General features: G+C 73.7%; 9 protein-coding genes and 2 pseudogenes. 8 read left to right on the top strand and 3 right to left on the bottom strand.

Annotation, left to right across the window (positions count from 1 at the left end; translation table 11 throughout):
* Positions 1 to 110 precede the first annotated feature (110 nt).
* The 6 genes and pseudogenes from HD597_RS17790 (at position 111) to HD597_RS17775 (ending at position 15,162) form a co-directional block, all read left to right on the top strand.
* Positions 111 to 4,979 (top strand): non-ribosomal peptide synthetase, encoded by a 4,869-nt coding sequence (locus tag HD597_RS17790; RefSeq protein ID WP_253743567.1) that lies wholly within the window; start codon positions 111 to 113, stop codon positions 4,977 to 4,979.
* A pseudogene (locus HD597_RS67270) lies at positions 4,976 to 6,295 on the top strand (condensation domain-containing protein); the annotation flags it as partial. The gene HD597_RS17790 and the pseudogene HD597_RS67270, both read left to right, overlap by 4 nt.
* A pseudogene (locus HD597_RS67265) lies at positions 6,278 to 7,903 on the top strand (amino acid adenylation domain-containing protein); the annotation flags it as partial. The pseudogenes HD597_RS67270 and HD597_RS67265, both read left to right, overlap by 18 nt.
* Before the next feature lie 33 nt (positions 7,904 to 7,936).
* Complete coding sequence (locus HD597_RS17785; protein WP_425572344.1) at positions 7,937 to 13,555, top strand: non-ribosomal peptide synthetase; 5,619 nt, start codon at positions 7,937 to 7,939, stop codon at positions 13,553 to 13,555.
* Complete coding sequence (locus HD597_RS17780; RefSeq protein ID WP_253743563.1) at positions 13,552 to 14,583, top strand: threonine ammonia-lyase; 1,032 nt, start codon at positions 13,552 to 13,554, stop codon at positions 14,581 to 14,583. Before HD597_RS17785 ends, HD597_RS17780 begins: the two co-directional genes overlap by 4 nt.
* Before the next feature lie 99 nt (positions 14,584 to 14,682).
* Positions 14,683 to 15,162: a hypothetical protein gene (locus HD597_RS17775; protein ID WP_253743561.1), complete on the top strand. Its 480-nt coding sequence runs from the start codon at positions 14,683 to 14,685 to the stop codon at positions 15,160 to 15,162.
* 191 nt (positions 15,163 to 15,353) lie between these two features.
* Here HD597_RS17775 and HD597_RS65840 read toward each other — a convergent pair whose 3' ends face one another.
* The 3 genes from HD597_RS65840 to HD597_RS17760 all read right to left on the bottom strand — a co-directional run bounded on the left by HD597_RS65840 (position 15,354) and on the right by HD597_RS17760 (position 22,230).
* Positions 15,354 to 16,565 (bottom strand): cytochrome P450, encoded by a 1,212-nt coding sequence (locus tag HD597_RS65840; RefSeq protein ID WP_253743559.1) that lies wholly within the window; start codon positions 16,563 to 16,565, stop codon positions 15,354 to 15,356.
* A gap of 52 nt (positions 16,566 to 16,617) precedes the next feature.
* Positions 16,618 to 19,689, bottom strand: coding sequence for a beta-L-arabinofuranosidase domain-containing protein (locus HD597_RS17765; protein WP_253743557.1), 3,072 nt, complete (start codon positions 19,687 to 19,689; stop codon positions 16,618 to 16,620).
* A gap of 264 nt (positions 19,690 to 19,953) precedes the next feature.
* On the bottom strand, positions 19,954 to 22,230 hold the full coding sequence (locus HD597_RS17760) for an immunoglobulin domain-containing protein (protein ID WP_253743555.1): 2,277 nt from the start codon (positions 22,228 to 22,230) through the stop codon (positions 19,954 to 19,956).
* Between the two features lie 405 nt (positions 22,231 to 22,635).
* Between HD597_RS17760 and HD597_RS17755 the strand changes: the two genes are divergently transcribed.
* Together HD597_RS17755 and HD597_RS17750 are read left to right on the top strand one after the other, a co-directional pair.
* Positions 22,636 to 24,135, top strand: a complete 1,500-nt coding sequence (locus HD597_RS17755) for a GMC oxidoreductase (protein ID WP_253743553.1) — start codon at positions 22,636 to 22,638, stop codon at positions 24,133 to 24,135.
* 180 nt (positions 24,136 to 24,315) lie between these two features.
* Positions 24,316 to 25,770, top strand: a complete 1,455-nt coding sequence (locus tag HD597_RS17750) for a glycosyltransferase family 2 protein (protein WP_253743551.1) — start codon at positions 24,316 to 24,318, stop codon at positions 25,768 to 25,770.

Below are 25,770 nucleotides of genomic sequence, written 5' to 3'. Positions count from 1 at the left end.
GACACCCGTGATCTTCGGCGAAGGGAGCAGGTGCGCGTGCCGTCCCCGAGGGGCGGGCCCGTTCGAGACCGCCCACCCGGGCACGTTCGACCTTGCTGGAAAGAGGACACATGAATACGGATGTGACGGGCGCGAACCGCCCTCTCACAGACTCGCCCGGCCGCCTCCACGAGGCCTTGGAGGCGCAGTGCCGGCGGACGCCCGATCGCGTCGCCGTCGTCGCGGGCACGAGCCGGCTCACCTACGCCGAGCTCGACCGCAGGGCCAACGGGATCGCCCACGCCCTGGCCGCGCGGGGTGTCGGACGCGGCGACCTGGCGGGGATCTGCCTGGACCGCGACGAGTGGCTGGTGCCCGCGCTGATCGGGGTGCTGAAGGCGGGGGCGGCCTACGTGCCGTTGGACCCGGCCTACCCGGGCGAGCGGTTACGGTTCATGGCCGAGGACGCCGCCGTGAGCGCGGTGGTCACCTCGGCGGCGCGGCTCGGCACCGCGTCGCTGACCGGCGCGGGCACCGTGCTCGTCGACGACGTGAGGCCCGCCGCGCGCGGGCCCGAGGTGCCCGGCGAGCCGGGCGACGCCGCGTACGTCATCTACACCTCCGGCTCCACCGGCCGCCCCAAGGGCGTGGTCGTGGAGCACCGCAACACCCTGAACCTGGTGCGCTGGGAGGCGTCCGCCTACACCGCCGAGGAGCTGAGCGGCATGCTGGCCGGCTCCTCCATCTGCTTCGACGCCTCGATCACGCAGATCTTCACGCCGCTGTCCGCCGGCGGAACCGTGATCATGGCGGACAACGTGCTGGCGCTGACGACGCTGCCGGCCCGCGGCGAGGTGCGCACGGTCTTCGGGGTCCCGTCCGCGCTGTCGGTGCTGCTGCGCGAGCCGCTGCCGGACGGCGTGCGCATGGTGCTGTCCGGCGGCGAGCGGCTGACCGCCGCCCTGGTCGCGCGCATGTACGCCAACCCGGGCGTGCGCCGCGTGCTCAACATGTACGGCCCCACCGAGTGCACCACCGGCTCCACCATGTTCGAGGTCAGCCGCGGCTACCAGGGCGACCCGCCGCTGGGCGCGCCGATGGCGAACGCGCTGCTCAGCGTGCGCGACGCCGCCGGCGCGCCGGTTCCGGACGGCGAGGTGGGCGAGTTGTGGATCGGCGGGCCCGGCGTGACCCGCGGGTACCTGGGCCACGAGTCGCAGGCGTTCCGCACCGAGCCGGACGGCGCCCGCGTCTACCGCAGCGGCGACCTGGTCCGGTGGGTGGACGGCGAGCTGCGTTACGTGGGCCGCGCCGACGACCAGGTCAAGATCCGCGGCTACCGGGTGGAGCTGGGCGAGGTCGAGTCGGCGCTGGACCGCCATCCCGCGGTGCGCCGCGCCGTCGTGCTGGCGCACACCGACGACGACGGCATCGCCTACCTCGCCGCGCACGTGGCGGCCTCCGGCGTGACCGAGCCCGAGCTGCGCGACTGGCTGCGCGACCGCCTGCCCGATCACCTGGTCCCGGCCAGGATCGGAGTGACCGGCGACCTGCCGATCGGCCCGACCGGCAAGGTGGACCGCGCGGCCCTGCCCAGGCTGGGCGCCGCCCGGACGGACAGCGCGGCGCCGGTCGCGCCGCGGACGGACGACGAGCGCCAGGTGGCCGAGGTGATCGCGGACGTGCTGGGCCTGCCGGAGGTGGGCGTGCACGACCGGTTCGCCGACCTGGGCGGGCACTCGCTGGCCGCCGCCCGGGTGGTGGCCGAGCTGTCACGGCGGCTCGGTCACACCGTGCCCCTGGCGGCGTTCCTGACCGAGCCGACCGCGGCCGGGCTGGCGGCGCGCCTGCGTGAGCCCGGCTCGGCGCCGGTGCGGCGGACCGGCCGGACCCGGCACCCGCTCACCGCCGCGCAACGCGAGTTCTGGACGTTGCGCCGGCTTCACCCGCACAGCCCGGTCACCACCGTGTCCGTCCGGCTGCGCGTGCGCGGCCTCAGCGGCAGCGCCCCGCTGCACCCGGCGCTGGACGCGATCCTGCGCCGGCACGAGGCCCTGCGCAGCACCGTCCGCACCGGCGAGGACGGCGTCCCGTACGCGGTCGTGCACCCGCCGGTCACCGTCCCCCTGGTGGAGCACCCGGCGGGCGCGGACCCGGCGAAGGTGGCGCAGGCGGCGGCGGAGCACGTGTTCGACGTGACGAACGAGGTGCCGCTGCTCCGCGCGAGCCTGTGCCCCGTCGGGGACGACGTGGCCGAGCTGGTTCTCGTGACGGATCACCTCGCCTTCGACGGCGGTTCCGTCGGCGTGCTGATGGACGAGCTGGCCGCCGAGCTGGCGGGCGAGCCCGTTCCCGGCCCGGCGGTGCAGCTCGGCGACGTGGCGGTGCGCGAGCAGGAGGACCGGCCCGACCTCGCGCGGCTGCGGGAGTTCTGGCGCGGCGAGCTGGCGGGGGCGCCGGTGGCGGGGCCTCCGCCCGGCGACCTGACGACGTGCCGGGTGATCAGGCCGCTGCCCGGGGAGCTCACGGACGGCGTGGCCGCGCTGGCCCGCGCGTGCGGCACGACCCCGTTCGCGGTGTACCTGGCCGCTCTCGCCCTGGCCTCCGGCGAGCCGGACACGCTGGTCGGCGTGGTCGCGGCGCGGCGCGCCAGGCCGGAGCTGGCCCGGGTCGTCGGGCCGCTGATCGACACGATGCCGGTGCGGCTGCGGCCGGACGCCGCGCCGACCTTCCGCGACCTGGTCGAGCAGGCCGGGGAGGCCACCACGCGGGCTCTGGTCCACCAGGAGGTTCCGCCCGCCGACCTGCCCCGCGCCCCGGTGCTGCTGGCCATGCAGCACGCCGAGGTGCCGGTGCGCGCCGGCTGCCTCGAACTGCTGACCGAGGTCGGCTCGGGCGCGGCGGTGCACGAGTTCAGCGTGCTCGTCAACCGCACGGCCGCCGGCGCCGAGCTGCACCTGGAGTACGCCGTCGCGCTACTGGGGCGGGAGGCGGCCGAGGCGTACCTGGACCGGCTGCTGTGGCTGCTGCGGCGCGCGGTGGCCGAGCCGGACCTGGTGATCGCGACCCTGGATCCGGTCACCCCGGAGGAACGCGCCGCGTTGCTGGCCCGCGCGGCCGGGCCGCGGCTGCCGGACGACCTGCCGCCGGTGCCGCTGGCGCTGGCGGCGCACACGACGGGCACGGCGGTGGTCGGGCCGGACGGCGCCGCGCTGAGTCACGCCGAGCTGAACGACCGCGCCGACCGGATCGCGGCCGGGCTGCTGGAGCACGGGGTGTCGCGGGGTGACGTGGTCGGCGTCCGCGTGCCGCGCGACCGGATGTTGCCCGCGGTGCTGCTGGGGGTGTGGCGGGCGGGGGCGGCCTACCTGCCGCTGGACCCGGAGCACCCGGCCGAGCGGCTGCGCCTGCTGGCCGCGGACGCGGGCGCCCGCGTGGTGCTCACGCGCGGCGAAGCACCGCTTGAGGGCGAGGCACGCGTTGAACGCGCGGCCTTCCATGAAGGCGCAGCGCCCCGTGAAGACGCAGCCCCCCGTGAAGACGCAGCCCTCCATAAAAGCCGTGCACCCCGTGAAGGCGGTGCACCCTTTGCGCCGGCGCCGGCCTCCGACGCGGACGGGCCGGTGATGCTCGACGCGGACCGGCTCGCGGCGGGCCCGCGCGCGGACCTGCCCGAGGTGCGCGGTGACGACCTGGCGTACCTGACCTACACCTCCGGCTCCACCGGCGCGCCCAAGGGGGTCGAGGTCACCCATGGCGGCCTGGCCGCCCTCGTGGCCGGGATGATCTCGACGCTCCGCCTCGGCCCGGCCGACGTGCAGCCCGCGGTCGCGCCGCTGAGCTTCGACGTCTCCGCCTCCGAGCTGTGGAGCGTGCTGACCGCCGGCGGCACGTCGGTGGTGGTCGACAGGGCCACGGCCACCGACGGGCACGCGCTGGCGGAGCTGATCAGCACGAGCGCGGCCACGGTGATCGACCTGGTGCCGACCGCGTACCGGATGCTGGTCGCGGCCGGCTGGGCGGGCGGCGCGGCGCTGCGCGCCGTGGCCGGCGGGGAGGCGCTGGACCCGGCGCTGGCCGAGCAGATCCTGCTCCGCGCCGGCGAGTTGTGGAACGCCTACGGGCCCACCGAGAGCACCGTCACCTCGGCGATGTACCGGGTGCGGGGGCACGAGGGCGACCGGGTGCCGATCGGGTCGCCGATGCCGGGCGAGCGGGCGTACGTGGTCGACGCGCGGCTGCGGCTGGTGCCGCCGGGCGCGGTCGGCGAGCTGCTGCTGGGCGGCGCCGGGGTGGCCCGCGGCTACCGAGGCCGGCCGGAGCCTGCCTCGGCCGCCTTCGTGGCCGACCCGTTCACGCCGGACGGCCGGTGCTACCGCACCGGTGACCTGGCGCGGTGGCGGCCGGACGGGACGCTGGAGTTCCACGGCCGCCGCGACCACCAGGTCAAGGTTCGGGGGTACCGGATCGAGCTGGGCGAGATCGAGGCCGTGCTGCGCGAGATCACCGAGGCCGCGGTGACGGTGGCAGGGGCGGACGCGCACGCCCACCTGGTCGGCTACGTCGCGCCGGAGACGGCGGACCTGGCCGCGATCGAGCGGCACGCCCGGTCCCGGCTGCCCGGCCACATGGTGCCGCGCCGCTGGGTCGCCCTGCCGGCCCTGCCCACGCTGCCCAGCGGCAAGGTCGACCGCGGCGCGCTGCCCGAGCCGGACACCGGGCCGGAGCCGGCGCGGGTCGCGCCCGCCACCGACGCCGAGCTCCTGGTGGCCGCCGTCTGGGCCGAGGTGCTCGAACGGGCCGAGGTCTGGGCCGGCGACGACTTCTTCGCCCTCGGGGGAGCCTCGTTCGCCGCGACCAGGGTGGCCGCCCGCCTGCGCGAGATGTTGCAGGTGGCCGTGCCCGTGCGGCTGCTGTTCGACCGCCCGGTGCTGGCCGACTTCGCCGCCGCGCTGGAAGAGCTGCTGGCCGCCGACCTGATGGAGGGGATCGAGGGATGACCGAGGTACGTGAGGACCGGATCGCCGCACTCGTCCGGTCCAGGCTCGCCGCCGCCCTCAAGCCGGGCGAGCAGGCCGGCATCCCGGCGACGTCGGCCGAGGACATGCCGCTGTCGCCGGCGCAGGAGCGGCTGTGGTTCCTGGCCCAGCTCGAACCGGGCACACCCGCCTACAACGTGCCGCTGACGCTGCGGCTGCGCGGCCCGGTGGACGTCGCCGCCCTCACCGGCGCGGTGGCGGACCTGGCGGAGCGGCACTGGATCCTGCGCGGCGTCATCGGCGAGGGACGCGTGCGGCCCGTCGCCGCCGTGCCCGTGCCGGTGGTGGACGTGGAGCCGGCGGGGCTGGAGCAAGAGCTGGCCGGGCACGCCTGGCGGCCGTTCCGGCTGGACGCCGAGCCGCCCCTGCGGGCCACGGTGTTCCGGCTCCGCGACGACGAGTGCGTGCTCGCGCTCACCCTGCACCACATCGCCACCGACGCCTGGTCGGAGCGCGTGCTGCTGGACGATCTCGCCCGCCTGTACGCCGCCCGCCTCGGCCTGGAGCCGCCCCCCGCTCCCCCGGCCCTGCAGTACGCGGACGTGGCCACGTGGGAGGCCGGGCGGCCGGACGCCGACCTCGACTGGTGGGCCGGGCGCCTGGCGGGCCTGCCGCCGGTGCTCGACCTGCCGCTCGCCCGCCCGCGCCCGCCCGTGCCCACGTGGGAGGGGGCGGCTGTCGCGGTGGAGGTGCCCGGGCCGCTGTCGGCGAAGGTGCGCGCGGTGGCGGGGACGTCGCCGTTCATGGTGTTCCTGGCCGGGTTGCAGGCGTTGCTGAGCCGTCTGTCCGGCATGGACGACATCGCCGTCGGAGTGCCGCACGCGGGCCGCCACCATCCCGACGCCGAGCAGGTCGTCGGCTGTTTCGTCAACACCCTGGTGGTGCGCGGCGACACCTCGGGCGACCCGACCGGCGCGGAGCTGCTGGCGCGGGCGCGCGGGGCGGCGCTGGACGCGTTCGCGCACGCCGGCACGCCGTTCGAGCGGGTCGTGGAGCGCCTGCAGCCGGAGCGGGACCTCTCGGTCACGCCGCTGTTCCAGGTGATGCTCAACGTCTACGACACCGGCGCGCCGGTGTCGCTGCCCGGTCTGGAGGTCGTGGCGGGGTCGCCGCCCGCGCCGACCGCCAAGTTCGACTTGAACCTGGAGCTCGGCGACGACGGCACCCGGTTCGCGGGCGAGCTGCGTTACCGCACGGACCTGTTCGACGAGGCCACCGTGCGGCGGCTCGCCGGCTGGTACCTGGAGCTCCTGGACGGCATGCTCACCGACCCGGACGCGCCGGTGCGGCTGCCGGCCGGCGACGACCTGCGCGGCCGGGCCGCGGACCTGCCCGTGAACGTGCCGCTGCACACGCTGGTCGAGCGGGCGGCCGACGCCCGCCCGGACGCGATCGCGGTCGAGGGGATGGGCGACGCCCGTTCGGTCGCGGTTGAGGCGGTGGCCGGCGCCCGCCCGGACGCGGACGTGGTCGAAGGGCCGCCCGGCACCCGCCCGGACGCGGACGTGGCCGGCTCGCTCAGCTACGCGGAGCTGGACCGCCGCGCCAACCAGGTGGCCCATTGGCTGCTGGCGAGCGGGGTCCGGCCGCAGGAGCCGGTCGGCGTGCTGCTGGAGCGGCGGCCGGAGCTGGTGGTCGCCATGCTCGGCGTGCTCAAGGCGGGCGCGGCCTACCTGCCGCTCGACCCGGTCTACCCGGAGCGCCGCAACCGGGCGGTGGTGGCCGACGCCGGGGCGCGCATCGTCCTCACGGAGGCCGAGCTCGCCGCCGCGGCGCAGGCGTCCGGCGAGCGTCCCGGCGTGAAGGTGCGGCCGGAGCACCTGGCGTACGTGATCTACACGTCGGGCTCGACCGGGCGGCCGAAGGGCGTCGCGGTCGAGCACCGGCACATCACGCACTACCTCGGCGCCGTGGCCGAGGCCGTTCCCGCGGGGATGACCTCGTTCGCGCTGGTCTCCACCGCCGCCGCCGACCTGGGCATGACGAACGTGTGGTGCGCGCTGACCACGGGCGCCACCCTCCACCTGATCGACCACGAGACGGCCACCGACCCGGCCGCGTTCGCCGCCCGCCTGACGGCACGTCCGGTGGACGCGATCAAGATGGTGCCCAGCCAGCTCGAACTCCTCGGCACGGCCGCGTTACCCGGGAAGCTGCTGATCCTGGCCGGTGAGGCGGTGCCGGCGGACCTGGTGGCGCAGGTCCGGGAGGCGCGGCCCGACCTGGAGGTGCAGATCCACTACGGCCCCACCGAGACCACGGTGTCGGTGCTGGCCTGCGACGCCGGCGAGGCTCTGGCCGAGCTGGGCCCAGACTCGGGACAGCGCTCGGGCCAGCGCTCGGGCCAGGACGCGGGACAGCGCTCGGGCCAAGGCTTGGGCCAGGGTCACGGCCGGGCGCCGCTGGGCCGGCCGCTGGCCGGCGTGGTGTGCCGGGTGGCCGACCCGTCCGGGAGGGCGCTGCCGTCCGGCGTGCCCGGGGAGTTGTGGATCGGCGGTCCCAGCGTGGCCCGCGGCTACCTGGGCCGCGCCGATCTCACCGCGGAACGCTTCACCGGCGGCTGGTACCGCACCGGCGACCGGGTCCGGGTGACCGGGGACGGGCTGGTGGAGTTCCTGGGGCGGATCGACGACCAGGTGAAGGTGCGCGGCTTCCGCGTGGAGCCGGGCGAGGTCGCCGCGGCGTTACGGGCCCTGCCGCAGGTCGCGGAGGCGTACGTGCAGCCGGTCGGCGCCGGTCTGGAGCGGCGCCTGGCCGCCTGGGTGACGCCGGCGGCCGTGGACGTGACGGTGGAGGTCGCTCAGGTGCGGGCGGCGCTGCGCGAGCGGCTGCCCGACTACATGGTGCCGGCCGCGATCGGCGTGCTGGAGGCGTTGCCGCTCACCCCGAACGGCAAGGTGGACCGGGCGGCGCTGACCATGCCCGAGGCGGGGCCCGCGGTGCGGGTGCCGCTGGGGAGTTCCGCTGAGCGCCTGGTGGGCGAGGTCTGGGCCGACGTGCTCGGGCTCGCCGAGGTGTTGGCGGACGACGACTTCTTCGCCCTCGGCGGGCACTCGTTCGCGGCGACCCGGGTGGCCGGGCGGCTGCGGGAGCGGCTGGGCGCGGCGGTGCCGGTGCGGCTGCTGTTCGAGCACCCCGTGCTGGCCGACCTGGCCGCCGCGCTCCCCCGCCCGCCCGCCACCGCGCGCGTCCGGCGCGCGCCGGCGGACGGGCCGATCCATGGGTCCGTGCACGGGCCGGCGGACGAGCCGATCGGCGGGCCGGCGGACGGGCCGATCGATGGGCCGGTGAACGGGCCGATCGGCGACCCGGTGGACGGGCCGGTGCCGCTGTCCGGGGTGCAGGCCAGGCTGTGGTTCCTGGCGCAGCTCGAACCGGACAGCAGCGCCTACAACGTGCCGGTGGCGCTGCGGCTGCGCGGCCCGCTGCGGGCGGAGGCGCTGCTGGGTGCGGTGCGCGACCTGGCTGAGCGGCATCACGTGCTGCGCGGCGTGGTCGACGACTCCGGCCCCGAGCCGGTGATGGTGGTGCGGGACGCCGGCGAGGTGCCCGTGTCCACCGCACGCGTCGATCGGCCGGAGGTGGAGGACGTGCTGGCCGCGCACCTGGCGACGCCGTTCGCGCTGGACCGCGAGCCGCCGATGCGTGCGGTGCTGCTCACCGTGGACGCCTGCGCGCACAGCGGCACGCACGACAGCGCGAAAGGCGGCGCGGAAGGCGGCACGCACGACGGCGCGGATGGCGAGCGGGAGCACGTGCTGTCGCTCACCTTCCACCACATCGCCACCGACGCGTGGACACGGGGCCTGCTGCTGTCGGAGCTGTCCGGCCTGTACGCCGCCCGCCTCGGCCTGCGCCCTCCCCTCGGCCCGCCGCCGGCGCAGTACGCCGAGGTGTCGCCGGTCCCCGACCCGGCCGACCTGGACTGGTGGGCCGGGCACCTGGACGGCCTGCCACCGGTGCTCGACCTGCCGACCGACCGGCCGCGCCCCGCGGTGCCCGGCCCGGGCGGGGCCGCGCTCGACCTGGAGCTGACGGCCGGCCTGAGCGAGCGGGTCAGGGCGGTGGCCGCCGCCTACCGGTCCACGCCGTTCATCGTGCTGCTGGCCGGGTTGCAGGCGCTGCTGGCCCGGCTGTCGGCGAGTACGGACATCGCGGTCGGCGTGCCGGTCTCCGGCCGCGACCATCCGGACACCGAAGGCGTGGTGGGCTGCTTCCTCAACACCGTGGTCGTGCGGACCGACGTGGGCGGCGACCCGACGGGGCGCGACCTGCTGGCCCGCGCGCGGGAGTCCGCCCTGGGCGCGCTGGCGCACGCGGGCACGCCGTTCGACCGGGTGGTGGACCGGCTGCGGCCGGAGCGGAACCTGGCGGCCACGCCGCTGTTCCAGGTGATGCTCAACTACGTTCCGGGTGTGGCCGGGGCGGAGCTGCCCGGCCTGGAGGCGTCCGAGATCCACCTGCCGGAGCTGACCACCAAGTTCGACCTGAGCTGGCACGTCGTCGACGAGGGGCCGGGCGTGCCGCTGCGCGGCGGGCTCGCCTACCGGAGCGACCTGTTCGAGCCGGGCACCGCGGCCAAGCTGACCCGCTGGTACGCGGCGCTGCTCGACGGGCTGCTCGCCGACCTGGACGCGCCGGTGGGCGCGGTGCCGCTGGAGCCGGTGACCGGCCCGGCCGTGGACGGCGGGCCGCCGCCCGAGCCGCCGGCCGGGGCGGTGCACCACCTGATCGAGCGCTGGGTGGACGAGACTCCCGGCGCGCCGGCCGTGGTGGGGGCCGGCCGCGCCCTGACCTACGCGGAGCTGGAGGCGTCCGCGAACCGGATCGCGCACTGGCTGCTGGAGGCCGGGGTGGGCGCCGACGAGCCGGTGGGCGTGCTGCTGGAGCCGGGCGCTGACCTGGCGTGTGCGTTGTTCGGCATCCAGAAGTCGGGCGGCGGCTACCTGCCGATGGACCCGGCGTACCCGGCGGCGCGGATCGCCGCGATGCTGGAGGCCGCCGGGGTGCGGGCCGTCGTGACGGTGAGCGAGTTCGCGCCCCTGATCGGCGACGGCAGGAGGGTGCTGGCGCTCGACCGGCCGCCGTCCCTGCCGGACACCCGCCCCGAGGTCGACGTGCGGCCCGGGCACCTGCACCACGTGATCTTCACGTCGGGGTCCACCGGCACGCCCAAGGCGGTGGCCGCCGAGCACGGCGGCGTCCTGAACTACCTGGGCGGCATGCTGCCGCGCATCGGGATGCCCGGCGGGTCGTTCGCGGTGATCTCCACGCCCGCCGCCGACTTCGGACTCACCTGCGTGTTCGGCGCGCTGACCACGGGCGGGACGGTGCACCTGGTGCCGCGCGAGACCGCGATGGACCCGGCCGCGTTCGCCGGTTACCTGGCCGAGCACCGGGTGGACGTCGTCAAGTGCGTGCCGAGCCACCTGGAGCTGCTGGCCTCGGGCGGCGACCTGGCCGCCGTGCTGCCGCGCGGGCTGCTGATCCTGGCGGGCGAGGCTTGCCCGTGGGACCTGGTGGAGCGGGCCCGGGCCGCGCGGCCCGGGCTCAGGATCCAGAGCCACTACGGCCACACCGAGTCCACGATGATCTGCCTGGTGTGCGACACCGAGGAGGTCCCCGCCGACCGGCGGACCGGGATCGTGCCGCTGGGCCGTCCGCTGCCCGGGGTGTACGGGCACCTGGTGGACGCCGCACTGCGGCCGGTGCCGCCCGGCGTGCCCGGCGAGCTGGTGGTCGGCGGCCCGGGGGTCACCCGCGGCTACATCGGCCGGCCCGAGCTGACCGCCGAGCGGTTCGTCCCCGACCCGCTGACCGGGAAGGGGCGTTGTTACCGCAGCGGCGATCTGCTGCGCGTCACCTCCGACGGGCGGATCGAGTTCCGCGGCCGGGTGGACGACCAGGTCAAGGTGCGCGGCTACCGCGTCGAGCTGGGCGAGGTCACCACCGCGCTGCGGGCGCTGCCGGAGGTCGCCGAGGCGGTGGTGCTGCCCGTCGGCGAGGGGAAGGCCAGGCAGCTCGCCGCGTGGGTGACGCCCGCGAGCGTGGAGGCCGCGGCCGTGCGCCCGGCGCTGCGTGAGCGGCTGCCCGACTACATGGTGCCGGCCCACGTCATGGCCCTCGACCGGCTCCCCCTCAACCCGAACGGGAAGATCGACCGGGCCGCCCTGCCCGAGCCGGTGGCGGAGCAGGCCGCGTACGCGCCGCCCGCGACGCCGGACGAGGAGCTGGTCGCCGGCGCCTTCGCCCGGGTGCTCGGTGTGGAGCGGGTGGGCGCGGGCGACGACTTCTTCGCCCTCGGCGGCGACTCGTTCGCCGCGGTGCGCGCGGTCAAGGAGATCGGCCGCGGGCTGCGGGTGATCGACCTGTTCACCCGGCCCTCCGTGGCCGAGCTGGCCGCGTTCCTGGGCCGCGAATCCCTGGGCGCCGATTCCCTGGGCGGCGAGGGCGGCGGCGGGCTGCTGCACCGGCTGGGCGGCGGCCGGGCCGGCGAGTTCACGCTGGTGTGCGTGCCGTACGGCGGCGGGTCGGCCGCGGTGTACCAGCCGCTGGCCCGGGCGCTGGGCGAGCGGGTGGAGGTGCTCTCGGCCGAGCTGCCCGGCCACGACCCCGCCCGCCCGGACGAGCCGCCGCTGCCGCTGGAGGAGCTGGTGGACGTGCTGGCCGCCGAGGTGGCCGCGACCGCGTCGGGCCCGGTCGCGATCTACGGCCACTGCGTGGGCTCCGCGCCCGCCGTCGCGCTGGCGCGCCGGCTGGAGGCGGACGGCGTGCCGGTGCTGGGCGTGATCGCTGCCGCGAGCTTCCCTGCGGCGCGGCTGCCCGGGCGGGTCAGGCGGCTGTTCGGTGGCGACCGCTGGGTGTCCGACCGCATGTTCCGCGACGCGTTGCGCGCCTCCGGCGGGCTGCTCGACGACATGGACGAGTCCGCCAAGCGCACCGCCGTACGCGCCATGCGGCATGACGCCGACCAGGCGCAGGAGTGGTTCGGCCGCGAACTGGCCGGCGAGGGGGCGCCGCTGCGCGCCCCGATCCTGAGCCTGGTCGGGGAACGCGACCGCGCCACCGAGCTGCACGAGGAGCGCTACACCGAGTGGGCGGCTTTCGCGCCTCGGGTGGAGCGGGCGGTGCTGCCCAGGGCCGGCCACTACTTCCTGCGCCACCAGGCCGAGCCGCTGGCCGCCCTGGTGCTGGCGCACCTGACCCGCTGGGCGGCCGGAACGCTGCCCGATCCGGTGCGCCCGCCGGAACGCACCGGGCTGCGGCCCTTCTACACGGTGGCGGCCGGGCAGATCGTCTCGGCGCTGGGCACGGCGCTGAGCTCGTTCGCGCTCGGTGTGTGGGCCTACCAGCGCAGCGGCGAGATCCTGGATCTCGCGCTGGTCACGATGCTGGCGCAGATCCCGGCGGTGCTGCTCACCCCGCTGGGCGGCGCGCTGGCCGACCGGGTGGACCGGCGCAGGATCATGCTGGCCTGCGACGCGCTGTCCGGGCTGGCCATGGTGGCGCTGGTGCTGCTGCTGACCACCGGAGGGCTGGAGTTCTGGAACGTCTGCCTCATCGTGGGCGTGACCTCGGTCGTGTCGGCGTTCCAGCAGCCCGCGTGGCTGGCGGCGATCGCGCAGCTGGTGCCGAAACCGTACCTGCCCCAGGCCAACGCGCTGGCGAACGTGGGCTTCGGCGCGGGCAACGTGGTCGCGCCGCTCGCGGGCGGCGCGCTGATCGGCCTGTTCGGGTTGTCGGCGGTGGTGGCCGTGGACGTGGTCACGTTCGCGGTCGGGGTGCTGACGCTGCTGCTGGTGCGTTTCCCCGACCGGCTGTTCCACCGGCGAGAGGAGACGTTCACGGCGGCGCTCACCGGCGGGTGGCGGTTCCTGCGCAGGCGGCGGCCGTTGCTGGTGATGGCGCTCTACTTCGCCGTGGTGAACTTCTGCACCGCGCTGATGTGGGTGCTCGTCACCCCGGTCGTGCTGGCCATCGGCACCTCGGCGGACCTGGGCGTGGTCACCGCCGTCGGCGGTGTCGGCGCGGCCGTGGGCACCGGCGTGGTGCTGGTGTGGGGCGGCACCCGGCGGCGGGCCACCGGGATGGTCGGCTTCGTGGTCGGGTCCGGGCTCGGCGTGGTGCTGATGGGCGTGTGGCCGGTCGTGTGGCTGGTCGCGGCGGGGTTGTTCGTCCGGCTGGCGTGCATGAGCATCGGCAACGCGCACTGGCTGTCGATCATCCAGGTCAAGGTGGGGCCGGAGCTGCAGGGGCGGGTGCTCGCGGTGAACATCATGATCGCCACGGCCATGCAGCCGCTCGGCTTCCTCACCGCCGGGCCGCTGGCGGAGTGGGCCGGGCGGTTCGCCGGCGGGCCCGGCGACGGCGCGGGGGTGGTGCTGCTCGCCAGCGGCGTGTTCCTGGTGGTGTGGGGGCTGCTGGGGCTGCTGTACCGGCCGCTGCATCACCTGGAGGACCTCGTCCCCGACGCCGCGCCGCCGTCGGAGGCCGCGGCCGACCTGGACGCCGTCCAGGAGAGGGTGCTGAGCGCGTGAACGCGGAAGGGGCGGAAGGGGCGGCACGCACGAAGTCAGGAGACGGGGCACGCGCGCAGGCGGAAGGCGCGGTGCGCGCGGGGCTCGTCACCGCGGCCGACATCCGGGAGGCCGGTGACCGCATCGCGCCGTACGTGCGGCGCACGCCGCTGCTACGGCTGCCCGGCGAACGGCTCTGGGTCAAGCCGGAGAACCGGCAGCCCACCCGCTCGTTCAAGGTGCGCGGTGCGGTCAACGCCGTGGGCAGGCTGGCCGGGCGCGGCGTCCGCCACGTGATCGCCCAGTCGTCGGGCAACCACGCCCAGGCCATCGCCTACGCCGCCGTCGAACAGGGCGTGCGGGCGACCGTCGTGCTGCCGGACACGGCACCGGAGCTGAAGGTGCGCGCCGCGCGCCGGCTCGGCGCCGAGGTGGTGATCGTGCCGCCCGCCCTGAGGGAGGAGGCATGCCTGGCGCTGGCCGACCGGTTCGGCGCGACGGTGGTCGGCTCCGACGCGTTCGACGTCATCGCCGGGCACGGCAGCGCCGGGACCGAGATCTGCCTGGACCTGCCGGACGCGGGGGCCGTCCTGGTGCCCGTCTGCAACGGCGGCCTGCTGGCCGGGATCGCCGTGGCGGTCAAGGCCGCCGGCCCGGCGATCCGGGTGATCGGCGTCGAGCCCGAGCTGGCCGCCGACGGGGCGGCCAGCTTCCGGTCGGGCACGCGGACGGCGTGGCCGGTGGAGCTGACCTACCGCACCAGGGCCGACGGGCTGCGCGCGCCGGTGCTGGGCGCGCTGGCGTGGGAACACCTCTACCGGTACGTGGACGACATGGTGACCGTGACCGAGGACGCCATCGACGCCGCCGCCGGCCTGCTCTGGCGGGAGCTGGGGGAACGCGCCGAGCCCAGCGGCGCGGTGGCCACGGCCGCCTACCTCACCCGCCGGGCGCACCTGCCGCCGGGGCCCGTGGTCGCGGTCCTGTCCGGCGGCAACGTCGCGATCGGCACGGAGTCCAGGGAGGAGCCGCTGGCGCGGAGCACCTGACCCCCATGGCCGCGCGGCCGGTCCGGCAGCGATCATCACCTGATCATTTCTCAGAACTTTCACCGGCGCCCCGCCGTCAAAGCAGACATGATGAAGACGATGATCGTGACCTCGCTGGTCGCGGGCTCCCTGATGGTCTCCGGTGCCACCGCCGCGGTGGCGCAGGCGAAGCCGGCGCTGGGGCCGTACGGTTACGGTGCCGTGAAGCTCGGCATGACCGTCAAGCAGGCCAAGGCCACAGGTGACGTGGTCGGCAAGATGCCGGGCGGAGGCGGCTGCTCCGGCTGGGACCTGAAGAAGTACCCGACTCCTGAGAACGGGGTCGGCATCTACATCTCACCACGCGTGGGGCTGGCCGCCATCTTCGCCGCGAAGGACATGAGGACCCCGGAGGGCATCAGGCTCGGCTCCACCACCAAGCAGCTGAAGGCCGCCTACCCGAAGATCAAGAAGGACATCCACGGCTACTATGTGATCACGGCCCCCGGCAACAAGAAGGCTTACTACTCCTTCGGTGTCACGCACGGCAAGGTCACCGAGTACGGCATCGCGCTCAAGAAGCAGGACTGCTTCAACTAGGTGCGATCTCCCGCGCTCATCAGCATGCCGCCGGAGCGCGGAAAAGGGATCTCCAGGAGCCTCCCGGAGACGTCGACAGCGAGCCCGAGGACCACGGCCTCGGGCACTCGCGCAGCGGGGCTGGTCGCCGGCCGCGACACCACGGCGTCACCGTCCTTGACCTCACCTCCGCCCCGCGGCGCGGCCCCGCATCAGAGGGAGGTCGCCGCACCGGGCCGGATCCGCAGCGGCAAGGATCCCTGGTGCAGCCGGAAGCCGTCCAGCTCCTCCGGCTCCACCGCGAGCCGCAGCCGGGGAAGCTCGCGGGCGATGCGCTCGAACATGATGCGAGCCTCGAGCCGCCCCAAGGAGGCGCCCAGGCAGAAGTGCGTCCCGTGGCCGAAGGCGAGGTGCCGGTGGACGTCCGGGCGATGGAGGTCGAACACGTCCGGATCGGAGAAGACCGAGGGGTCCCTGTTCGCGCCCCACAGTGACAGGCCGACGCGCTCGAACGCCGGGATCGTGCCCCCCGCGATGTCGACCTCGCGGAAGGTGAAGCGAGGCGGAACGATCTCGACGGGCCCGCGGAACCGGAGCGTCTCCTCGACGGCCGCGCTCGCCAGTGACGGGTCGGCGAGCAGGGCCTGCCACTGCTCAGGGTGCGTGAGCAGCAGCCGGATGCCGTTGACGAGGACGTCGACGGTGGTCTCCTGACCGGCGATGAGCAGGAGCTGCACCATCGCGACGAGCTCGTCGCGGTCGAGAGCGTCACCTTGCGACTCCAGCGCGACGAGCTCGGAGAGCAGGTCGTCCTCGGGGACCGCTCGGCGGCGCCCGGCCAGCTCGTCGAGGTAGGCGGCGAAGGCCAGCGTCGCCGCGGCATCGTGGTCGGCCGCGGAGACGATGATCGCCGACCACTCGCGGAACCGGGCGCGGTCCTCCTCGGGGATCCCGACGAGCTGGGCGATGACGTTCACGGGCAAGGGATCGACCAGGTCGGCCACTCCGTCGAACGTGCCCAGCCCGCGGGCGCGGGCGACCAGCCGGTCCGCGACGCCGGCGATCCACGGCTCCAGCCGCGCGATCGTCCGGGCCGTGAAGGCCGTGCTGACGAGCCCGCGCAGCCGGGTGTGGTCGGGTGGATCGAGCTGGATGAGCTGGCGCGCCGCGATTCGTGCCGCCTCGCTCCGGTGGTGCTCAGGGATCACGTCCGGAGCCTGATGCCTGAGCACTTCGTGACCGATGGCCGGGTGCCGCAGGCCGTCGAGGACGTCGGCATGGCGCGCCACGACCCAGAGCCGGTGACCGGCCGGGTCGACCTGCGGGACGGGCCGGCCGGCGGCCCGTACGCGGGCGTGGAACGCGTGCGGGTCGCGGCGCGTGTCGGGCTCCCACAGCTCCGACGGCCTGAACTCAACAGTCACGTGCCACCTTCGGTGAGGTCATGGATGTGAAGGGAGGCGCTCCGACCCGCGCCTACGGCGCCAGCTCGCTCCGCGCTCTCGCGGCGGCCGCCACCACCGCGTCCTTCTGCTCATCGGTCAGGCGCCCGGCCGCCACGAACTGCTCGGCCGTCCTGGCGACCGTGGCGACGAACGCGCCGTGGGTCGCGAACGGCGCATTGTCCCAGACCACGTCGAGGAACGTCAGCCCGTCGGTGCCGGGCGACGGGATGCCGCTGACCGGGACGTCGTAGTCGGGCAGCCCGTCGTTGCGTCTGACGTTGGGAACGCCGGAGTCGATGCTCCCGAAGACGATCTGCGGCTCCACCCGGCGGAAGTAGGCGGAGTGGGCCTGGGTGTCCCCGACGTACCACGGGCGCAGGGTGAACCCGTGCGTGGTGAAGATCGGGTCTCCTGCCGCGCTCGTACCGGCCGGCGTGATGGCCGCCCGCGCGTAGTCGCCGTCCCGCTTGAGGTACCGGTAGAGCGACAGCTCCCGGTAACTGCCGCCGCCGGGGTTGCCGACGATCGGCATGAGCAGCGGGCCCCACATGACGGACTGCGTGTCCGGCCGGTCGATGGCACGCTCGATCCGGATGCTGAACGGCATCGAGACGTCGATGACGTCCCCGGGGCGCCAGGTGCGGCGCAGCGTCACGTAGGTGCCCGGCTCGGCGGCCCGCACCGGCGCCATGGTTCCGTTGATCCGCACGGTGAACCCGTTGCGGGCCCATGCGGGGACGCGCAGCTTGATGTCGAGGGCGCCGGCGCCGTCGATGACGAGCTTCGTCCTGGCCTCGCGCGGGAAGTTCGTCTCCTGGGTCACGACGAGGTTCTTCTCCGCCCAGGTCATGGTCGAGGGCACGAAGAGGTTGACCCAGAGGGCCGAGCCGTCGGCGGCCCTGAAGTAGACGGTCTCCTGGTACTTGGTGTGGTTCTCCAGCCCCGTCCCCCCGCAGCAGGTGCCGGTGTTGCCGTAGGACCTGTTCGCGCCGGGCGTCAAGGGCTGGAAGTAGGTCACCTGCGGGTTGCTCGTGGTGGCCACGTCGGCTCGCGAGCCGGCGATCTGGTTGAGCACGGCTCGCTCGTAGTAGTCGATGTAGGCCGGGTCCTGCGTGTGGAAGAAGAGGTTGCGGGCCAGCTTGGAGACGTTGTAGATGGAGCAGGTCTCCGCGCCGCCCTGGGCGATCGCGTTGGCGATGTTGTCCCGGTTCTGGAACATCTCGATGTTGTTGTTGGAGCCGGGGTAGTTCCCGCCCGTGCCCCCGTGCGAGAACATGCGGTGCGGGACGACCATGCCGAAGAAGTTCTTCGCTGCCTGGAAGTAGTCCTCGTCGCCGCTCTGCTCGAAGATCCGCAGGTAGCCGACGAAGTTGGGCACGTGCTGGTTGACGTGCAGCCGGGCCGGGCGGCGCCGGCCGAGGTCGGCGGGGTCGGTCACCACGAGGATGTCCCGGTTCTCGACGCAGGCGCCGAAGAGGGACTCCCGGTTGTCGAAGAGCCTGGCCGTGTCGAGGTGCTTGGCGTCCCCGGTCAGGGCGTGGATCTCCGGGAACACCTCGTTGGCGCCGCCGTACTCGCCGGCGATGTAGGTGTCCCACATGAGGTTGAGGTCGCTCCTGGTGATGGGCCCCTGGTATTGCGGGTGGTTCTTGTCGCCGACGGTCAGGGCGAGGTGCGCCCACTCCGCCATCTTGATGACGACTTCGCGAGCCTTCTCGTTGCCGGTCAGGTAGTAGGCGTCCAGCAGGCCCCGCATGATCTTGTGCTGGGTGTACCAGGGCGCCCAGACGTTCGTGCCGAGGTTGCTGCCGTAGACGGCGAACCGGGGCGGCCCCAGCCGGATCACGGCGTCCTCGGGGATGGCCCCGAGATAGCCGGGATGGGTGGGCACCCACAGCCCGCCGCCTCCCTGCGTGACGGGGACGATGCCGGCGTCGCGGCCGTTGGGCGACGAGTCGAGCGCGGTCGATCCGCCTTCCTCCTCGAAGCGGTACCAGGCGATGTTCCCGCCGCCCGTGGATCCCGCGGCGGACGTCGTGAGGGACTGGACCTCTCCCGCGCTCAGGGCTCGGTCGAAGACGTGGAACTCGTCGATGGTCGCGTCGAGGAGCGGGTCTCCGTACTGGGAGCGGCCGATCCAGATGTTGCCCGGGACGCCGAGGCTGGTCGGGTCGAGCGTCATGCCGGTGTTGGTGGCCACCGCCGCGCCGTTGACGTAGAGCGTTCCGACAGTGCCCGAGAGCGTGACGGCGAGGTGTGCCCACTGCCCGGTCGGCAAGGCCGACGTGCCCGTGATCTGCTGCTCCTGACCGCTGCCGCCGATGGTGATCGCGAACCGCGGCGGATTGCCGGCCGCGCCCGAGCGGGCGGTGAGGAACATGTTGACCGTGGTGTTCTGGCCGAAGTCGAAGATCCTGCTCCAGGTCTGCGCCACGGCCAGGTTGACCCAGGTCGCGATCGTGAAGTCGGTGAGCTGGGACACCGCCTCCTGGGGAAGGCGCAGATGCTCCGCGCCGCTGCCGCCGTTGAGGCGCAGACCTTTGCCGAAGCGCCCCTCGACCCGGCCGATGACGGGCTCCTCGGGCTCGTTCCCCCCGCCGGGAGCGTCCATCCGCGCGGTGATGGCGGCCTGGCACGCGGCGAGCTCGTCGACCATCCAGTCGAGCTTGTCCTTGAAGACCTGCTGGCCCTGGTCGGCGTAGGCCTGGGCGAGGGCGCTCAGGTAGTGGCCGGCCCAGTGCCCGCTCAGCAGCCCGCCGTTCTCCCAGCCTCCGGGTAACTGCAGGCCCGGAGGGTTCGGCCGGCCGGCCTGGTCGTTGAAGAGCATGAGGAAGCGGCGTTCGTCGAACGCCTGCAGGAAGGCCTTCATCCGGTCCCGCTTCTCCTGCAGCAGACCGGCGTTCAGGCGTACCTCGCCCAGCGCGAACGGCCTGACCGCCGTGTTGCTCCCCGCACCGACGTACGGGATCCCGGCGACCCCCGCGGCCGAGGCCTCCGCCGCCGCCGCCGGAACAGGCTTGGCCGTCACGGCCAACGCCAGCCCGACGGTTGATGCTCGTACGAATGTCCGGCGGCTCACTCCCGGCTTCTCGGACGCTGTCATGGCCCGTCATCCCTTCGCTTACGAGCGGTGGCTGCACCGTGGACAGGTGGTTTCGTGCCGTCGCGAAATGTTAGCGCTAACATTTTCATGGTCAACGATGAGGACGTCTGACGAATCAGTAGCCTTCACAGACCTCGCCGACTAGACCAGCCAGCCGAACTGTTACTGATGTGTTGCACATCGAGACGCGGAGCTCTGCGGGCCCCTCGCCGGCGCCGCGTCCCCCGAGCGAGTACGACGCCGGCGAGAAGGTGACGCACCGGGTCAGTGGTCGGTGTCCTTGGTCTTGACCTTGCAGGTGGAGGTCGCCGTCCTCCCCGGGTCGCTCACCGACGTCGCGGTCAGCGTGACCGTGGCGGACCTGGCGCTGCCCGGCGTACGGGTCACGAAGACCGGGACGTCGGCCGACTCGCCGAACGCGGCCGTGGCCAGGTTGTTCGGCAGGTGCGCCGACCAGCCCGGGCCCGCCGCCCGAGCCGACAGCCGGTAGACGTCGTTGCGCAGGTGGGCCCGCTCGTCCTGCGGGTGCAGCGCCGGGTCCGTGGCCGCGTCCTTGCCGGTGTTGGTCAGCCGGAAGGAGCAGTTCGTGGCGTACTCGGGGGCCTTGCCGCCCGCCCGCCCGTTGCCCAGCGCCACGCCACGCTGCTGCGGCCCGGCGCCCGCCGGGTTCCGCACGCCGAGGACGTAGTGCAGGAAGCCGTTCTCGTCGGTGTACTTGTTCAGGATGTAGAAGTGCAGGCCGTTCGCGGCGTCGAGGTACTCGTTCGCCGAGCCCGAGTTCGTGCCGGCGTGGAACAACGCGTCGTTGAGCTGCCGGTAGTCACCGATGGTGCGCATCACCTCAGTGCCGTCGGGCCGCTCGTAGTCGAGCATGCCGATGTCTTCGGGATGCGCGTCCACGACCCACGTGAAGCAGTTGTAGCCGCAGGTCGAGCCCTCTCTGCCGTCCTGTCCGGGCTCGTAGGGCTTGTTCTTGGCGATCAGCACGCCGTTGTCCGGCTGGAACGAGCCGTACCCGATCCGCTGCACCGTCTCCAGCGTGTAGTTCCTCCATCCGCCGGAAGGGCCGCCGCCGTCGCACAGCGGGTCGGCGTTGACGTCGCAGGCGGGCGAGCGGTCCACCGGCGCGTCACCGTCCAGCAGCACCTGCAGGCCCGCCCGGGAGCCCGCCGGCAGCGGGCCGGTGTTCACGGCCCTGGCGATCACGTCCACGACGGCGAGGCCGGACCTGGCCAGCCCGTCACGGTTGAACCGCGCCACCGAGGAGTAGGGGACGAAGCCCATGCCGATCTTGTTCCGCAGCGTCTGCTCGGCGGCCATCGAGGCGCCCTGCTGCGCGGGAACCTGCCAGCGGTTGTGCGGACCGCCCGGCCCGTTGAACGAGCCCCGGTCCAGCATGTCCCACGGGCCCGACCCCGCGCGGTGGTACGGCCGCGCGTACGGATTGTTGTTGTTGTCACCGATGCTGAAGAAGAAGTGGGCCAGCTCGTGCGTGATCGTGCCCGAACTCTCACCCTGCCGGACCGTCGACTGGCCCCAGAGCTGCGAGCCGGCGAGCCAGGAGGTCCAGGGGACGTACCGGCTGCGCACGCTGGTGGGCTGTTCCGGGTTCGGGTTTCCCCAGACCTCCCGCGGCACGTCCTCCGGCGAGTCGAACTTCATCTCGCCGAACTCCTGCCACACCGAGGTCTCGTCGTAGCCGGCGTAGATCCGCAGGACCACGTCGTAGCCGCAGTTGCCGGTGCAGTTCGCGTCGGCGTGCCAGAGGGTGTCGGCGTCGGTTTCGAGCCTGGTCCCCGCGCAGTTGTTGACGCCGGCGCCGCCCGGGACCGTGACCGTCCCGTCGAGGGTGAGATGGGTGCTGTCCGGGATGCCGGTGACCACCCTGCGCCCGGACGGGGTCACCCCCGCGATCGTGACGACGTCGCCGACCTTGAGGAACGCGGTCGACGCCACCTCGATGGTGCTCACGGCGGACTGGCTGCCGGTCACCGTGGTCCGGCCGGGGCAGCCCTGCTGCTGTTCCTGGCCGATGTCGTTGAGGCCGTACTGGAAGGAGTCCTTCGGCAGCTCGTACGGCCCGAACGCGGTGATCGAGGAGACGCCGATCTTCCCGCCGCTCTGCTCCATCCAGTAGCCGTTGATGGTCTGGAAGTGGTTCACCGGGCTCGGCTTGTTGAAGAAGTCGGCGTAGAACCGCGGGACCTCGTCCCTGGTGATGGGGTCGAGCTGCGGGTTGCCGAAGGGGTCGGAATGCTTCGGCCGGGTGATCACGAACGGCTGGTTGGGGAAGTCCACGGCCACGAGGGCCACCCGCAGCGCGCGATCGGCCGGGACCGCGCCGTCGGTGGCCCAGCTCACTCCGGGGATCGGCTTGTAGTCCTGCCAGGTCATGTCCTGCTGGTCCTGCACGCGCTGGGGGTCGATCGGCTGCAGCGCGGGAGGCCGGAACGCCGTGGTGGCGGCCTGGCCGGCCTGCGTCATGCTCAGCGATGCGCCGAGCAGCAGGACGCCGGACACCGCGAGGGTCTTGGTCGACAAGCGTCGGGCTAAGCGACGGCCACGATGGAAGATCACGAACGTACACCTTTCCTGTACGAGCCTGCCGCACACTACGTCCGGAGGAGTTCCGCGTCACCGGCATCGGGTCGCACGCCGCCGGACCCGCCTCCCGCAGGACGAATTCGGCACCGCAACAATGGGCGTCGGCAAGAGTGGCCGGCATTTCTCACCGCGGGTCAATTCTCTATTCAGCCGAATCCCTCGACCCGCTTTGCGCATTTGCTACTGTCGAGCGGTGCCGGGCGGCCACGGGAGCTTTCCGTCGCGGCCCACGAGTGCGCCTCATGACAACTCGCAAAAAAGGAGAACGGCCTACGTGAACGCGACTCTCACCCCCTATCGGCCCGGCCTCGGCGACGCGGGCGCCGCGCGGCAGGCATAGTCATGGCACATTTCCCGGCGCCGCCGCGCCTCCCCGGCCGGGCGGGCGTCATCGTGGTGGGCGGCGGCATGGCCGGGCTCGAGCTGGCCGGTCAGCTGCACCGGTCGGGAGCCGGCGAGGTGCTCGTGATCGAGTCCGGTCCGGGCCTCGAGTCCCGCCACGTGTCGCAGTCCTACCCGGAGCGGCGCGCCGGCGAAGTGGTCCTGCGTCCGGAACGCGACCGCCACTTCTTCCGCGGCTGGGAGCCCGTGGGATCGCCGCACTTCGCCGACGGGTCCGGGCTCCGGCGCCGGCTGGGCGGACGTTCGCTCTACTGGTGGGGGATCGTGGTGCCGATGGACCCCTGGGCGCTGATCGAACCCTGGTGGCCGGCGTCCGTCATCGCGGACCTCACAGGGAGCCGGCGCGGCGGCGCGTCGCTCTATGCCCAGGTCGCGGAGGATCTCGGCATCCCGGCCGCGGCCCTCTCGCCCGGCGACACCCGCGGACCGGGTCCGTCGTTCTCCCTGGCGGGCCTGGACTTCCACCCGGTGCCGAGAGCGGTCCGCGGCACCGGGAGCCGCTGGAGCGCCTATTCGCCGCTGGACTACTGGCGTGACCCCGTCACGGCGAGCCCCGTTCGCGCCCTCGATGGCGTCACCATCGCCTGCCAGCACACCGTCGAGCGGGTGTTGCTGCGCGACGGGCGGGCCGCCGGCGTCCGGGCCGTTCGGGCCGGGGACTGCGATCCCGTCGACATCCGGGCGGACGCGGTGGTGCTCGCCGCGGGCACGATCGAGAACAGCCGGCTCGTTCTGCGTTCGCGCGCGAACGGCGGGACCACCCGGCAGCGGCTGACCGGTCTCAGCGACCACATCGTCCAGGGGTTCACCCTGACCCTGCCCGCCGGCGCGGCCGATCCCGCCGTGGCCCTGCCCGCCGGTCACTTCGTCTCCCCCGGCGACGGCGGTCACCGCTCGAACCTCTTCCTCGGCACCGAGGAACTCGCGTCCGGCTCGGTCCGCGTCGAGGTCAGCACGATGGGCGAGCACCTGCCGAACGAGCGCAGCTTCGTCGAGCACCGGCGGGCGCCGGACGGCACGACCAGCGTGCACGTGGGCGCGGCCCTGGCGGAGGCCGACGAAGCGCTGGTCGCGGAGCAGCAGCAGCGGCTCGGCGACCTCTGGCGCTCCCTCGGCGCCCGGTACGGGCTGCCGGCCACGCCGCTGGTCTTCGGCGGGTTCGGCACCTGGCGGCCGCTGTCAGGCGGCCTGGTCACGTACGCGTCCGCGCTGGGGACCGTCAACCACGAGGGCTGCACCATCCGCCTGGGCGACGGGCTGACCGAGCGGCACGAGGTCGAGGACGTCCCCGGGCTGTACGTGCTCGGGCCCGCCACGTTCCCGCGCCTGGGCGCGGCCAACCCGTCGCTGACCACTCTGGCGCTGTCCAGGCGGCTTGCCGCCATCCTGGCCGGCCCGCCACGGCACGGGACCGCATGCCCCTCCCCGGCACGAGGGTGATGACGCCTGATCACGAACATGCGCCACCAGCGAGAAACCCAAGGCCATCCTCAGGACCGCATGACGGACATACTCGCAATATACCGGCCGTCGCTATCTTCACTGTGAATCGCGACTGCGACGCTCGCAGCCGACAATTCTTTGCCTGCCCTGATTGCAACGTACTTCTATTGTGCGCTCATGAGAGGTGTCGTGGACGTTTCCGTTGTAACGGCGGTGCACAATCGCAGTGTCGCCGCACGAAATGTTCTCCGCAGTCTGACTCATCAGACTCTTCCCCCCGAATCGTTCGAGGTGGTGTTCGTCGACGACGGTTCCGAACGGCCGCTGGCCGACGAACTCGCCGCTGAACTGGCGGCGCTGGCGCCGGCGTTCAAGCTCCGTTTCCTCCGGCACGACACGGCAAGAGGCGTGCAGGAGGCGAGAAACGCCGGAGCCGCGCAGGCCGAGGGCGAGGTGCTCGTCTTCCTCGACGCCGACTGCCTGGCGCACCCCGGGTTGTTGCGGGCTCACCTGGACGCGCACGCCGGGCGCCAGGTGGCGGTGTGCGGTTACACGAGCGTGCGCGAGCTGACTCCGGCCGGTTGGAGGCTGCTGCTGGGCGACGACTGGGACTTCGGCGATCCGGCCGGCCTCGCCGGGCGCATGGAGGGGACGCCGCAGCTTCACGACCCGTTGTGCGAGCTGCTGGCCGATCCGCGGCCGAGTGACTGGGCCTTCTTCTGGACCCACAACGTCAGCATGCCTCGCTGGGCCTTCGAGCAGGTGGGCGGGTTCAAGAGCGAGTTCCCCGCCAAGGGCGTCGAGGACATCGAGATGGGTTACCGGCTCGCACGTGCGGGTCTGCCGACCGTCTTCGCGCCGGCGGCGAAGGCGGTGCATCAGCCCCATGACCGGCTTCGCGGGCGCGACATCGTCCAGGACCGGCACAACGAGCAGATCCTGGTGCGGATGTATCCGACGCTGGAGGTCGAAGCGGTCTGCAGCTACGACATCGTGCGCTCGCGCGAGCTCGTGCCGGCGATCGAGCGGTTCGCCCGGGCGCTGGATCCGGCCACGTCGGACTGCGCGCGGCTCGAGGAGCTTCCCGGGGTGTGCGCGCGGGTCGCCACCGCCGGGAACGTCCTGGTGCTGGGAGATCCGGCCGGCTGGCCGGCCGGGCTCAGGGCCCCTGACGCGGTCTGCTTTCCGGGAGACGCTCGGGAGTGGTCCGGGCCGGGCCGCGAGATCCCGTGGCTGCCGCTTCTCGGCACCCGCGTTCCGTACCCGGATGACCATTTCGAGCTCGGGCTGGTGACCGACTACTGGCGGAGCTTCCCCGAGCGGACGCTCAGCCGGATCCTGTCGGAGCTGTGCCGCACCTGCCGGAACGTGGTGCTGCTGTCGGGAGTCAGCACCGCGCCCCTGCAGCGGGCCGATCCCGCGCTGGCCGCGGCGCTCGACGCGCACGACCACCCCTACTGGGAGTTCACGGTGCGGCTTCGGCGTGAGCTGCACGAGTTCGAGATCGTCGAGCGCGAACGGGTGGGCGCCAGGGCGGCCTTCGACCTGCGTGAGCGGCCCTGGGAGGCCTCGGACCTGCGCACGGCGATCGGCGCTCCGCCGGCGCGGCACCCCGCGCAAGGGGGTGCGTGA

Origin of the sequence: Nonomuraea thailandensis (genome assembly GCF_024172165.1) — a bacterium.
GTDB classification, from domain to species: Bacteria; Actinomycetota; Actinomycetes; order Streptosporangiales; family Streptosporangiaceae; genus Nonomuraea; species Nonomuraea thailandensis.
Note: the sequence above shows the minus strand (reverse complement) of the source record. Positions and strands in the feature narration are given on the sequence as shown.